Here is a 14504-nt window from a genome sequence, read left to right on the forward strand (position 1 = left end):
AACATTTCTATAAACGACAAAGCTTTTTGGCAAAAAAGAATAAAAAAAATTACACCTTGGAGGCTTTCTTACTGGTTAACATACGTTTAATCTCATTTAATTTCATCAAGGCTTCCACAGGGGTTAGAATATCTATATCAAGATCTATAATTTCCTCCTTAATTTGCTCCAATAACGGATCATCCAAATTAAAAAAGCTCAACTGTACTTTTTCTTCTTCTTGTAGGTGCTTAATCTTACCTGTAAGCTCTTCGCTACTATGAGACTTTTCTAGCTTTTTAAGCATTTTGTTTGCCCTATGTAATACCTGTTGTGGCATACCCGCCATTTTTGCTACATGTATACCAAAACTGTGCTCACTACCACCAGGAACTAATTTTCTTAAGAACAAAACATTATCCTTAAGTTCTTTGACAGAGACATTGTAATTTTTAATTCTCTCAAATGTTTCACACATTTCATTGAGCTCGTGATAATGGGTTGCAAATAACGTTTTAGGTCGAGCGGGGTGTTCATGTAGAAATTCGCTAATCGCCCAAGCTATTGAAATCCCATCATATGTACTTGTTCCTCTTCCGATCTCATCTAACAATACCAGGCTTCGTTCTGAAATATTATTCAAAATACTAGCAGTCTCATTCATTTCTACCATAAAAGTAGACTCCCCCATCGAGATGTTGTCACTAGCTCCTACTCTAGTAAAAATTTTATCTACGATACCAAGGTGGGCTGCTTCTGCTGGAACAAAACTCCCCATTTGAGCTAGCAATACGATAAGCGCTGTTTGTCGTAGAATTGCAGATTTTCCACTCATATTTGGTCCAGTTATCATGATCATCTGCTGTCTTTCATTATCCAACAAAACATCATTTGCTATATAAGCCTCTCCCACGGGCAACTGTTTTTCTATAACAGGATGTCGCCCATTTGTAATTGATAACTGATAGGATTCGTCCAACACGGGTCTACAATAGTTATTTTCTTGAGCCAATTGCGCAAACGAAGCTAAACAATCTAGCTCTCCGATCAATGCTGCATTACGCTGTATGGGCTGTATATAATCTGCCAACCAGATAACTAATTCATCAAATAATTGTTGTTCTAGATGAAGTATTTTCTCCTCTGCCCCTAATATTTTCTCTTCGTATTCTTTTAATTCTTCAGTAATATATCGCTCTGCATTGACCAAGGTTTGTTTACGAATCCAAGAATCTGGAACTTTATCTCGATGAGTATTACGTACTTCTATGTAGTATCCAAACACGTTATTAGAAGCTATTTTAAGTGATGTAATACCCGTAGATTCAGATTCGCGAGCTAACATTTTGTCTAAATAATCTTTACCAGAATATGCTATCGCTCTCAACGCGTCAAGTTCTTCAAGAACGTTACTAGCTATCGTATTACCTTTTAGAATGTTTACGGGTGCCTCTTCATTAAGAGTACTCTTTATTTTTGTTCGTAGCAGCTCACAGTCATGCAACTGCTCTCCTATTTTCCTAAGAGATTCGTTCTTACTTTTTGATGCTAAAATTTTTATAGGTGCAATTGCTTCTAAAGAATTTTTAAGTTGCACTACCTCCCTAGGACAAACTTTACCTGTAGCTACTTTGGATATTAATCGCTCGATATCACCAATACGCTTTAATTGAAGCGCTAGTTTTTGCTTTTCTTCGGGAATAGATTTAAGATAGGCAACTACTTCTTGCCTTTTGTAGATTGCCTTACTATCTTTTAACGGTAATGCTAACCAACGTTTTAAAACACGACCTCCCATAGGAGAAATAGTTTTATCAATGACATCCAACAAGGTTACTGCATTCACTGCTGTAGAATGATACAATTCGAGATTACGAATCGTAAATCGATCCATCCAAATGTAACGCTCCTCTGCAATACGTTGTAGAGACGTTATATGTTGAATGTTGTGATGCTGAGTCTCGCTTAGATAATGTAATATAACCCCAGAAGCAATTCTACCTTCGGTTAGGTGATCTACCCCAAAACCCTTGAGAGAGGTTGTTTTAAAATGGGCATTAAGAGTTTCATAAGTATAATCAGTTTTGAACACCCAATCTTCCAAAAAAAAAGCATGATAATCATCTCCAAAGTCATCAATAAACCCTTTCTTATTAGTCTTAGCTACTAATACCTCGCTTGGGTTAAAATTTTGGATTAATTTATCAATATACGTTACATCTCCTTGAGCGGTAAGAAACTCACCAGTAGAGACATCCAAAAATGAAATACCCATCATTTTTTTACCATAATGTACTGCACACAAGAAATTATTTGTCTTGCTATTAAGTACCTCATCATTTAAAGCCACCCCAGGTGTTACTAACTCAGTAACCCCGCGTTTAACAATTGTTTTAGTCTGCTTAGGGTCTTCTAACTGATCACAAATTGCAACACGTTCTCCTGCTTTCACAAGTTTTGGCAGATAAGTATTTAAGGAATGATGAGGAAATCCTGCCAACGCTGTTTCTGTTTCACTTCCATTTCCTCTTTTGGTTAATACAATGTTGAGAATGCTTGCAGACTTGATAGCATCCTCTCCAAAAGTTTCATAAAAATCGCCTACTCTAAACAATAACAATGCATCAGGATATTTTGCCTTAATTGCATTGTACTGTTTCATCAATGGAGTTACTTTTTTTTCTTTTTTTACAGCCAACAGAATATCATTTTAGGAATGTGGCTAAAGTAGGTAATTTGTGCTCTTTTTAAAAATTAAGACCTTGAGAGTTATACTATTTTATTCACAAATATCAGCCTTTTAAACGTTTGAATTCCTTTAGAGATATTGGACTCTGCGCTACTTTGTTATTGCTATATAAGATCGTTCCTTTATTTTTGCAATATGAAGATGAACAGAAAATTAAAAAACAGTGAGCTAGATCGTAAAACTGTTGAAGAATTCAAAAAAGCAGCTAAGACACCTCTAATAATTATTTTAGATAACATTAGAAGTCTTAATAATATTGGTTCGGTCTTTAGAACAGCCGATGCTTTTATTATTGAAAAAATATACTTGTGCGGAATTACAGCTACTCCTCCTCATAAGGATATTCAAAAAACTGCCTTGGGGGCTACAGATACGGTAGCTTGGGAACACAAAGAAGACACTGTAGCATTACTAAAAGAATTGCAAGAAAAAAATATTAAACTTCTGGCTATTGAACAAGCCGAGCAGTCCATTATGCTTAATGAGTTTATGATAGAAACTGATCAAAAATATGCCGTAATTTTTGGCAACGAAGTTAAGGGTGTACAACAAAGCGTTGTTGATTTAAGTGATGCTGTCATTGAAATTCCTCAATTTGGCAGTAAGCATTCCTTAAATATTTCTGTAAGTGCTGGAGTTGTTTTATGGGATTTGTTTTGTAAGTTTAAGCTTTCTTAACAACCTTTTTTAATAAATACTATGTCTAAGTACACGCTTTTAGTTTGTTCACTTTTAATTTTCATTTCGTGCAAACAAGAAAAAAACACCACACCTACTACAAACGAAGACCCCATATATCTAAAGGCAAAAGCAATTCATGACAGAGTTATCACATTGGATACACATTGTGATATCAATGTTGATAATTTTACTATCACAAAAAATTACACACAAGATCTGGATACCCAAGTTACGTTACCCAAAATGAAATCTGGTGGACTAGATGTAGCCTGGTTTATTGTATACACAGGTCAAGATAGTCTAACACCCGCAGGTTATGAAAAGGCTTACAAAAATGCAATTTCAAAATTTGAAGCAATTCATAGACTTGTTGATGATATTGCAGCCAATGATATCGAACTAGCAGTTAGCTCGGATCAAGTACGTGAGATTCATAAAAAAGGTAAAAAAGTAGCCATGATAGGAATTGAAAACGGATATCCCGTAGGAACTGATGTCAAAAACGTACAAAGGTTTTATGATTTAGGAGGTCGTTATATGTCACTATCACATCAAGGGCACAGTCAACTATCCGATTCTAACACAGGAGAGAATGACAGCATTTGGTTACATAATGGTTTAAGTGAGTTGGGTAAAGAAGTTATTGTGGAGATGAATCGTGTTGGGATGATGATCGATGTATCGCATCCATCAAAAGAAGCGATGAAGCAAATGATTGAACTCACCAAAGCACCAATTATTGCATCCCATTCCTCGGCTAGAGCACTTTGTGGTCACAGCCGTAATCTTGATGATGAACAATTACAATGGATGAAAAAAAATGGTGGCGTGGTTCAAACCGTAGCATTTCGCACCTATTTGAATACTGAAAAATCTGATCTGCGAATAGCTAAAGAAAAAGAAATTGCAAAAGAAATTGCTGATTCACTAGGTGGCACTTGGTTAGATCGTAAAGAAATAGCAGTCTTATCACAAGAAGAAAAAGAAGCATATTTTAAATTTTTAGAAAAAGTACGCCCTATACAGAAACATAAAATGAACACCCTTAAAAACCTTCCACCACGTGTTGATGTAGTTGACTATGTAAATCATATTGATTACTTAGTTAAACAAATGGGAATCGAGCATGTGGGCATAAGCTCGGATTTTGATGGTGGGGGTGGTATTGAAGGTTGGAGCGATGCTTCAGAAACATTTAATATAACATTAGAGCTTGTGAAAAGAGGTTATACTGAAACACAAATTGAAAAATTATGGAGCGGTAATTTGTTACGAGTGCTGGACGAGGTACAACAGGTAGCTAAGAATATACAAGCAAAAAGTGCGGCTTAATGTTTAATTTGATTTAAGATCCAAACATAATCCGATCGTTTAGTTACAAAATCACGATCAGAGATATCGATGATTTGGACATTACGATCTTTTTGAGATTTTATAAAATCAAAATATCCTCTATTTATTTTTTCAAGATAATCGGGAGCGATGTCTTTTTCATAAGCTCGCCCTCTTTTTTTGATATTCTCAAGTAATCTTTCAGTATTTTGGTATAAATAAAGATAGAGACCAGGTTTAGGTAAATTTGAATACATAATATCAAAAACCTTTTTGTACAACGAGTATTCTTCTGGCTGTAAAGTTACTTTGGCAAAAATTAATGATTTAAAAATATCATAATCACTTACTACAAAATCCTTGAACAGATCTAATTGTCCAATATCATCTTGAAGTCTTTGATAACGATCAGCCAAAAAAGACATTTCTAATGGAAATGCATAGCGCTCCATATCCTCATAAAATTTAGGCAAAAAAGGATTGTCTGCAAAGCGTTCCAACACTAGCTTAGCATTGAATTCGGCTGCTATTTGATTTGACAGACTCGTTTTACCCGCTCCAATATTACCCTCAATAGTAAGATATTGTAACGAAGCTAAATTAAACTTAGCCTGCGGAAACTTTAACTTACTACCTATAGCTAATATCTCAGATGTATCTAATGTTTTGTTTAAAAGTTGAGTTACTTCTTGTTTTAAAATAGGGTGCACTGCAGAGGCCGCAATTTCTTCTAACGGAACTAATACAAATTTACGGTCTTGCATTCTTGGATGGGGCACTTCCAAATGTTTTGAAGTGAACACACCCTCACTAGACAAAATAATATCCAGATCGATGGTTCTAGCCGTATACCCTAGAGTAGTATCACGATCGCGCCCTAATAGGTGTTCTATATATATTAATTGCTCCAAAACATGGGGTGTTGTCATGAGTGTAGAGACTTGGATACAAGTATTGTAAAAATCATGACTCTCAAAACCCCAAGCAGGTGTCTGATACACTTTGGAAATAGCTACAACAGAACCAATTCGCTCAAATATTTCATCAATTGCTTGCTGTAAATATGCAAGCTTATTACCTTTATTACTCCCTAATGAAATATAAATCGTGTATGGTGTGTTCAAAATAACTATTGAAAAAAAATTATGATTGCAAAAGTAAGGAAACCATTATCATTTTAAAGAAGCTCTATACTCTTTATCCTTGATTAGCTCAAAAACATAAGTTTTATCTATTTAACGATTTGAATAACACATTTTTTTATTTCAATATCTAATACGCAACTAAGTATATTTGCAATAATTCTTAAAAATAAAACATTGCAATCATCTTCTTTGTCACCCAGTAACGTTTTCAAAGCGTATCACATTTACCTAATATTTAGTGCTTTATTTATTGCGTCATTGGTTGTCTCCAATCTAATTTTTCAAAAATTTTTTTATTGGGATTTTTTTGGTTGGTTTACTTTTGAAATATCGGTAGGAATTCTACCATATCCAGTAACTTTTTTGATAACGGATTTGATAAGCGAAGTTTATGGTAAAAAGAAAGCTAATCAAGTGGTTACTGCAGGTATTTTTGCATCCTTCTTTTCATTGGCTATTGTAGTAGTTGCCGCTTCCGTACCAGCAACTTTGTGGTCTCCTATTGATAATGAATTATTTGAGCGTGTCTTTGGCGCAACAGCTATTGCTGTTTTTGCATCAATGATGGCTTACTTACTTGCACAATATATAGATATCCAAATTTTTCATTTCTGGAAACGTCTAACAAAAGGTAAACATTTATGGCTTCGAAATAACTTTTCAACTTTTTTATCTCAATTCGTCGACACCGTAACTGTGTTGTTATTACTTTGCAGTTTTGGTAAAATCGACTGGAGTTTATTTGGCTCACTGCTGCTTAGTGGTTTTCTGTTTAAAATTCTAATTGCACTTATAGACACGCCTCTACTATATCTAGGTGTTTATGTGCTAAGAAGAAAATTTAGGCTTTCTGAAGGGGAAGAAATAAGTCTTACAATCAATTCTAACAAATAGTTAACCAAATTTAAATGTGTTGTTTTTTTAATAAATCGTTACTTTGTTAAAATATATACTTTTAATAGGTTTATATGCATATCATATTTTTAAGTTAACCAACAGTGTAGCATTTTAAATTCTAGACTATTAATAATAATACAAAATGAAAAAAGCCCTCAAGATAATAGGAATTATTATTGCACTAATTATTATTGCTTTGATTTCGATTCCATTCCTATTCAAAAATACAATCAAAGACAAAGTTAGATACGCTATCAATAAAGAAGTTAATGCTACCGTTGATTTTAAAGACATAAGTGTTAATCTTTTTCGCAGTTTTCCACAAGCCTCTGTCATTGTAGATGAACTTTCAATAATTACAGCCGAGCCATTTGCTGGTGACACCTTAGTTTTTACAAAAAAACTAAGCTTAGAAATGTCAGTAAAAGAATTATTTAAAAATGCTTCAGAACCCATAGCTATTAATCAAATAAAAATAAATGAAGCGCTCATCAACATTAAAGTTGATTCTCTAGGTAGATTTAATTATGACATCGCAAAAAAAGACAAAACTTCTCCAACACCAACATCACAAGAAGATCAAGGAGAACCTTTCGTTTTTAATTTGCAAGATTTAGAAATCAATAACAGTAGTTTTGTGTATAATGACCAAGTTTCAAAAACCCTTATTGTTCTTGATAGCTTAACAATTAGTGGCAAGGGAGATATCTCACAACAACAGTCAGAGGTCACTTTGGAAGCTAATTCTAGAATATCAATGGGTCTAGATGGGATAGAGTATTTAACAAATAACAACTTGTCCTTAAACGCAGTAGTTGCAATAGATTTGGAACAGCAGCGCTATACATTCAAAGAAAATACTGGTTACATCAATCAACTGCCACTAACTTTTGATGGTTTTATCGAAATGCACGAAAATGATACCGAAATCGATATCAAATTTAAAACACCCAACTCAGATTTTAGAAATTTTCTAGCCGTGATTCCACAAACATATGCCAAGAATCTAGACGGGATCACAACAACTGGTGATTTTACAGTAGATGGTAAGGTTAAAGGGATTGTAAACGATACACAAATTCCTACACTGAATGTAAAAATATCCTCAAATAACGCTTCGTTTAAATACCCCGACTTACCAAAGAGCGTAAAAAACATTAATCTTAATACTAGCTTGATTAATACTACAGGCATGGTAGATGACACCTACATTGACTTAGATCAACTTACCTTTACCATTGATAATGATGTTTTTGCTGCAAAGGGTAATTTCAAAAATATCACTAAAAATATGTTGGTAGACATGGCAGTAAATGGCACCTTAAATCTTGCAAATTTGAGTCAAGCTTATCCCATTCAACTTGAAGAAAAATTACAAGGTTTTATAAAAGCTAACGTTGCTACAAACTTTGATTTGCAATCTTTGGAAAAAGAAGATTATGAAAAAATAAAAACTAATGGACAGGCAACACTTCAAAATTTTGAATACACTGCTGTCGAATTTCCAAATACAATCCAGATAGATGAAGCGCAGATAAACTTTAAACCTGGTACAATAACCTTGGATAAATTAAATTTAACCACAGGAAAATCAGATGTAAAAGCAACAGGCACCATAAATAATCTACTTGGTTTTTTATTTACCAATCAACAATTAAAGGGTGACTTTGATGTACAATCAAATACACTTTATGTGAACGATTTTATGACGCAAGCAGAACCTACAGCTACTGATACATCTAATAAAGAGGAAAAAACAGGCACACCATCTTCTTCAGAGTTTAAAATACCATCCTTCCTCGATGCTCGCTTAGGCTTTGCAGCATCGACAATAGTTTATGATAATTTGAGCTTGAAAAATGCAAAAGGTGTTATAAGAATAAAGGATGAAACAGCTTCTTTAGAAAAAGTCACATCAAGTTTATTTGATGGCATCATAGCATTAGATGGAAACGTTTCTACAAAATCTGAAACACCCTCTTTTGGCATGAAGCTTAATCTAGATAAAATTGATATCGCAGAATCTTTTAAAGGCATGGAGTTATTAAGAAGCCTTGCCCCTATTGCTAAAGCGCTTACCGGGTTACTTTCTACTGACTTAGAACTTAATGGAAATTTAACTTCGGACCTAACACCACAATTAAATACACTTAAAGGAAACGCACTCGCCGAAATTTTGAATGCCAAAGTGAACAGTAGTGAAACAAAATTATTATCTAAACTAGATGGCGCTTTGGATTTTATTGACTTAGACAACTTGGATCTAAAGGATATTAAAACTGCACTTAGCTTTGATGATGGTAAAATAAATGTAAAACCTTTTGATTTTGAAGTAAAAGGAATAAAAATCACTGCACAAGGAAACCATAGCTTTACCAATGAGATGAATTATGCTGTATCGCTAGATTTACCTGCAAAATATTTAGGAGATGATTTAGGGAGTACCTTAAGCAAATTAAATGAAGAAGATCTGTCCAATATGACCGTAGCGGTACCTATTGGGATTAGCGGTAACTTTGATAACCCTATGATTAACCTCGACACTAAAGCTGCAGTAAAGCAATTAACACAACAAATTGTAGCAAAACAAAAAGAAAAAGCCAAAGATAAAATTGTATCCAAAGGAAAAGATGTGCTATCTAATATATTAGGGAGCAATACTCCAAAAAAAGACACTGCTGCAGTAACTCCAGTAAAAGCAGAGGACAAAGTTAAGGAAGCCGCCAAGGATATCTTAGGAGGTTTTTTAAATAAAAAGAAGAAGAAAGACTCTGGTAAAAATTAATATAACAAAAACTGGACTTTGTCATAATTCTGTCACGCCAGCAGTATTAAAATGTAAAAATAAGCGTTTCTCAAGTAGAGAAGCGCTTATTTTTTGGATGGCATTTTTTTCATAAGTTTTACAAAAATATATTCTTAAACTCCGTTATAAAAAGTAAGAAAAAAACTACTTATTTTCTATAAAAAAAACTAAGTATACCGATTAACGTATAAAATTTGAGGTAAAAGCGTAGCTAGAATTCATAAAAGCTTTGTAATTTGCACATTCAATTAATGTGATATTTTACGATCGTTATCAAATTTCTTTTGGCTGTATTATATCTTACAAGATTAATAGACTGATGTAACATACATAGCATATGGTTATGCAATAACAGCCTTATTACTTTTTTTGCCCTTTACTTGAAATATTTTAATTGCATAACCATATACATTATAACACTACTATGAGGTATTATTGTTTTACATTTTTGTTACTATGCAGTATACTTCCTATTGTTGCTCAAACAAAATCACAGGCAATACTATCTGTACAAAAGGAAGCACATTCTCTTCATAAGATTGATTCTTTAGAAACAGTAAGAAAAAAACTATTGATTGAATTCTATACTTTTAGGATTACCGAGCTACTTACAAAACTACCGTTTACTCCACAAATTTATAAGGAAACTGTCATGGATGCGATGAAAAATAAGGTTTCACTAGACCAGCATAATTCAAAATATTTTCGAGTTTTTGAAAATAAAAATGCTTTAAAAGCAAAACAAATAGCAGAACGATTTCCAACTTATTCGGTTATTGATTATACGACTATTACCAATGTATTGCATATTGAAGAAGTGATCAAAAAAATGAAGATTGGAGTTAAGGGTAACTTCTAGTTTTTAGATCCTACATGTTGAGTTAAGAGAGGCGACGGCCTCTCTTTTTCTTAGCATCAAATATGGTTTACTGCTTTTTACCAAAATTCTGGTCAATTATCCAAGTACAATCTATCCTATTGTAGTAATTTTGCATCGCAAATTTGAATGCTATGCAGAAAAATCTCAGTGATTTAAACAATACCTTAGAATTATCAAGTGACGCTATGCGTGCGTATGGTTATAAAGTTATAGATCATATCGTAGCACATTTTGATAAGCAAAATGATAAAAACCCTGTCACTCAAGCCTCTAGAGTGGAGATGGATGCATTACTCACAGAGAGCATTCCTACCGCACCATCGCAACCAGATAAAGTGCTTGATTTTGTGATGCGAGATATTATTCCCAATAGTAATATAGTGTCTCATCCTAAATCATTTTCTTTTGTTCCTGGTCCCAGTAATTATGTAAGTGTTATGGCAGATACCCTTGCTACGGGCTTCAATATTTTCTCGGGAGGTTGGGCAGCTTCACCTGCTGCTGCTGAGTTAGAGATTGTAACGATGAACTGGTTGTTAGAAATCTTTGATTTTCCTACCAAACAAGGTGGCGGAATTTTTACTAGCGGAGGATCCATGGCGAATCTTACAGCCTTAGTAACAGCAAGACGTATTAAGTGTAAGAATGATTTTTCTAAAGCAGTTATTTACTTGTCTGATCAAGCCCACTCATCCAACATTAAAGCGATAAAAGTAATAGGCTTCAAAAAAGAACAGATTCGTATTATTCCTACCGATCTCGAATTTAAACTTTCACTCAATAAACTCAAAAATGCAATTGCCCGTGATCGCCTTGAAGGGCTGCAACCTTTCTGTATTATCGCATCTGCTGGTACTACAAACACAGGTACTATAGATCCATTAGATGCTATCGCTTCGATCTGTGAAGAAGAATCGTTATGGATGCATGTAGATGGAGCCTATGGTGGCGCAGCTATACTATCAGATTCTGGAAAATCTATGCTAAAAGGTATCGAGCGCGCTGATTCGTTAACTGTCGATCCACATAAATGGTTTTTTCAACCCTATGAAATGGGATGCCTACTCGTGAAAAATCATCATTGGTTAAGCGGTACTTTTAGTGAAAAACCAGAGTATCTTAGAGATGTTGAGGGTAATGAATCAGAAATTAATTTTTATGATCATGGCATCCAATTAACCCGGCGTTTTAGAGCGCTTAAGTTTTATATGAGTCTTAAAACGTTTGGTCTTGACGCTTTCAAAACAGCAATTACATATAACATTAACCTAGCCAATTCCGTAGAAAAAATACTTCGCAAAAGCGCTTTCTGGGAAGTTGTTTCTCCTGCAACTATAGGAATCATCAATTTTAGATATCATCCATTGGGTCATAATTTAAACGAAAAAGAACTTGACCTTATCAATCAAAATATATCAAGACAAGTAGTAGACTCTGGTGAAGCCCTATTAGTTACAACTGTTTTATTAGGACAGATTGTTTTGCGTATGTGCTTAATCAATCCTCGTACCCAGCTTAGAGATATTACCGATACGCTAGCCTTATGTGAGAAATTTGGGGAAAAAGAAATACTTGCCTTGAAGTAATAAATAGTATAACATTAATTTAACTTATTGAAATGTTTTCCTATATTTAAAAAATTTTATAATCTTTTCAATTTTCGTTTTATTCAAAAAAAACAGTGGCTTAAAAATAGATTGCTTCGTTTAATCTTAAAATCTTAGTTTCGAAACTCATGTTGTTAAAAAAACACAAATTAAACGCTTTTAATTTGCAAGAAATGTTACTTGTTCTTGCCTTGATAGGCATTTTATTATTAATCGCTCTTCCTAATTTTCTTCCTTTAATAGCTCAGACCAAAGCTCAAGAGGCAAAAATACAGCTTAAAACTATTAGTAATATGCAAACACAATATCGCTATTTACATTCAAAATATTCTAATAGCCTAACAGAAATTGATTATGAAGCTCCTCGCACAGTCAAAGATGGAGGAACTGCAAACTATACATACCAAATAATAGAGGCTTCAATATCTAATTTCAAAGTTAGAGCAGTTGCTATAGTTGATTTTGACGGAGATGGCATATTTAATATTTGGGAAATTGATGAAAGTGGTGACCCCAAACAAATCGTTAAAGACTAACCAATGCTTGAAGGACTTATAATAGCCAATCTAGCATTCATATGTTATCAAGATATAAAATCTAAATTAGTTTATTGGTTTTTATTTCCATGTTTAGCTTTATTACTTACCAATCTACATTTGAGGTATTCATCCTTGTACAATTTTATAGTCTCAGTATTACTCAACATCACAATTATAGGATTAATTGTACTATGCATGTATTTTTATTCCCAATTAAAAATACGTCGTAATTTTTTTAAAGAAGTTTTCGGTATTGGGGATTTACTGTATTTCGTAGCATTTGCTTTTGGTTTCCCTTCAGTCACTTTTATAGTTCTATTTGTGTTTTCTACATTATTTTCATTATTTACGGGGATTCTACTTTCAAACAATCAATCAATTCCATTAGCTGGACTAATGTCACTTTTCATACTATTAATATTTATAGTAAATTGGAAATATAATCTGGTAAATCTTTATTTAATATGATTGACACGGATCCCTATAAAATTTCGGCGCACTTAAAACAGCTTATCACTTCTGGACAAGCTTTTCATTATAGAATTGTTCCTATAGCAAACAATAAGGGCATTATTCATTTTAAAACTGATGCCGATAATTTACTCCAACTAAAAACAGAATTATCAATAATTTTAAATTGTAATGTTCTTCTGTTGAAAGAAAGAGAAGAAATTATTCAAACCTATTTATCTACTAATTATCGAGAAGTAAAGAGTACTATAAATCAACATCTAAATTTTAAAGATAACTTTTTAGAACAACTTATTAGCACTGCTAAAGAATTTGGAAGTAGTGACATTCATTTAGAGCCCTATCAAGAGACATCTAGGGTACGGTTTAGACTAGATGGAAAACTTAAAGAACAATTTATAATCAAAAAGGAAGAGTACCCTCAACTAATCAACAAGATTAAAATACAGGCTGGTCTTGATATCTCCCAAAAAAGATTAGCACAGGATGGTCGAATTTCATTTAAAAAAAACGGCTATGACTTTGATATTCGTGTATCAACGATGCCAACATTGTATGGAGAAAAGGTTGTACTGCGTTTATTGAATAAAAATACTAAAGAAGTTCGGTTAGATGAACTCGGTTTTTTTGATGATCAATTGATTCACTATCGAGAATCTATAAAAAAATCACAAGGAGTAATTTTGATTTCAGGCCCTACAGGATCTGGAAAAACAACAACATTATATGCTAGTCTAAAAGAACTTAACAAAGAAATCACAAATATACTAACCATAGAAGACCCTATTGAATATACGCTTCAAGGTATTAATCAGGTACAATTACGAGAAGACATTGGTTTTGATTTTCCTGCCGCACTTAGAACTTTTTTGAGACAAGATCCTGACATCATAATGGTAGGAGAGATTAGGGATAATAAAACAGCTGATATGGCTATAAAAGCGGCTTTGACCGGCCACTTAGTTTTATCAACCATTCATACAAATTCTGCATGGGCTACAATATCCCGATTGATAGACATGAAGGTTCCAGAGTTTTTAATATCAAGTACCTTAATAGCAAGTGTTGCGCAACGTTTAGTAAGAATATTATGTGAAAGTTGTAAGGAAGAAATAAGTCTAAATAAAAGTGAATTACCTCCTAATACAAGTATACCACACAATCTAACAAAGCATTTTATTGCAAAAGGATGTAACAAATGCTATCAAACGGGATATACTGGAAGAAAGGCTATTTATGAAGTACTCCCTGTCACCAAAGAACTTGCGCACCTTATCATTTTAAACCCTGTTGATATTGATGATTACTTAATTAAAAAGAAAATAAAAACATTAAAAGATACTGCATTCGAACTTATTATAAAAGGAGAAACATCTATAGACGAAGTATATTCGATTATTGGAAACTCTTAAACCATA

10 protein-coding genes are annotated in these 14504 nt (G+C 33.4%); 8 read left to right on the plus strand and 2 right to left on the minus strand.

Going from position 1 to position 14504, the window contains the following annotated elements:
- Positions 1 to 49: 49 nt before the first annotated feature.
- Entirely contained in the window at positions 50 to 2641 is a 2592-nt protein-coding gene (gene mutS, locus ACE939_RS10895) for a DNA mismatch repair protein MutS (RefSeq protein ID WP_378188439.1), read from the minus strand.
- A gap of 222 nt (positions 2642 to 2863) precedes the next feature.
- Here mutS and ACE939_RS10900 point away from each other — a divergent pair, with 222 nt between their 5' ends.
- Positions 2864 to 3406, plus strand: coding sequence for an RNA methyltransferase (locus ACE939_RS10900; RefSeq protein WP_378185608.1), 543 nt, complete (start codon positions 2864 to 2866; stop codon positions 3404 to 3406).
- 21 nt (positions 3407 to 3427) lie between these two features.
- Complete coding sequence (locus tag ACE939_RS10905) at positions 3428 to 4741, plus strand: dipeptidase (protein ID WP_378185609.1); 1314 nt, start codon at positions 3428 to 3430, stop codon at positions 4739 to 4741.
- Here the strand turns inward: ACE939_RS10905 and folK are convergent.
- On the minus strand, positions 4738 to 5865 hold the full coding sequence (gene folK, locus ACE939_RS10910) for a 2-amino-4-hydroxy-6-hydroxymethyldihydropteridine diphosphokinase (RefSeq protein ID WP_378185610.1): 1128 nt from the start codon (positions 5863 to 5865) through the stop codon (positions 4738 to 4740). The two genes, ACE939_RS10905 and folK, sit on opposite strands and share 4 nt — an antisense overlap.
- 195 nt (positions 5866 to 6060) lie before the next feature.
- Between folK and ACE939_RS10915 the strand changes: the two genes are divergently transcribed.
- The 6 genes from ACE939_RS10915 (at position 6061) to ACE939_RS10940 (ending at position 14498) form a co-directional block, all read left to right on the plus strand.
- Entirely contained in the window at positions 6061 to 6780 is a 720-nt protein-coding gene (locus ACE939_RS10915) for a queuosine precursor transporter (protein WP_378185611.1), read from the plus strand.
- Positions 6781 to 6925: 145 nt separating this feature from the next.
- Entirely contained in the window at positions 6926 to 9568 is a 2643-nt protein-coding gene (locus ACE939_RS10920; RefSeq protein ID WP_378185612.1) for an AsmA-like C-terminal region-containing protein, read from the plus strand.
- A 445-nt stretch (positions 9569 to 10013) separates the two neighbouring features.
- Positions 10014 to 10448 carry a hypothetical protein gene (locus ACE939_RS10925; RefSeq protein WP_378185613.1) on the plus strand — a complete coding sequence of 145 codons (435 nt, stop codon included), beginning with the start codon at positions 10014 to 10016 and terminating at the stop codon, positions 10446 to 10448.
- 152 nt (positions 10449 to 10600) lie between these two features.
- Positions 10601 to 12055, plus strand: coding sequence for a pyridoxal phosphate-dependent decarboxylase family protein (locus ACE939_RS10930; RefSeq protein WP_378185614.1), 1455 nt, complete (start codon positions 10601 to 10603; stop codon positions 12053 to 12055).
- 149 nt (positions 12056 to 12204) lie between these two features.
- Positions 12205 to 12612, plus strand: coding sequence for a prepilin-type N-terminal cleavage/methylation domain-containing protein (locus ACE939_RS10935; protein WP_378185615.1), 408 nt, complete (start codon positions 12205 to 12207; stop codon positions 12610 to 12612).
- A gap of 467 nt (positions 12613 to 13079) precedes the next feature.
- Positions 13080 to 14498: a GspE/PulE family protein gene (locus tag ACE939_RS10940; RefSeq protein WP_378185616.1), complete on the plus strand. Its 1419-nt coding sequence runs from the start codon at positions 13080 to 13082 to the stop codon at positions 14496 to 14498.
- Positions 14499 to 14504 lie beyond the last annotated feature (6 nt).

It is taken from the genome of Aquimarina rhodophyticola, from assembly GCF_042434915.1.
In the GTDB taxonomy this organism is placed as follows: domain Bacteria; phylum Bacteroidota; class Bacteroidia; order Flavobacteriales; family Flavobacteriaceae; genus Aquimarina.

Coding starts and splice junctions, on each gene's coding strand:
- mutS (WP_378188439.1), bottom strand. CDS start 2,641: ATGAAACAGTACAATGCAATTAAGGCAAAATATCCTGATGCATTGTTA.
- ACE939_RS10900 (WP_378185608.1), top strand. CDS start 2,864: ATGAAGATGAACAGAAAATTAAAAAACAGTGAGCTAGATCGTAAAACT.
- ACE939_RS10905 (WP_378185609.1), top strand. CDS start 3,428: ATGTCTAAGTACACGCTTTTAGTTTGTTCACTTTTAATTTTCATTTCG.
- ACE939_RS10920 (WP_378185612.1), top strand. CDS start 6,926: ATGAAAAAAGCCCTCAAGATAATAGGAATTATTATTGCACTAATTATT.
- ACE939_RS10925 (WP_378185613.1), top strand. CDS start 10,014: ATGAGGTATTATTGTTTTACATTTTTGTTACTATGCAGTATACTTCCT.
- ACE939_RS10930 (WP_378185614.1), top strand. CDS start 10,601: ATGCAGAAAAATCTCAGTGATTTAAACAATACCTTAGAATTATCAAGT.
- ACE939_RS10935 (WP_378185615.1), top strand. CDS start 12,205: ATGTTGTTAAAAAAACACAAATTAAACGCTTTTAATTTGCAAGAAATG.
- ACE939_RS10940 (WP_378185616.1), top strand. CDS start 13,080: ATGATTGACACGGATCCCTATAAAATTTCGGCGCACTTAAAACAGCTT.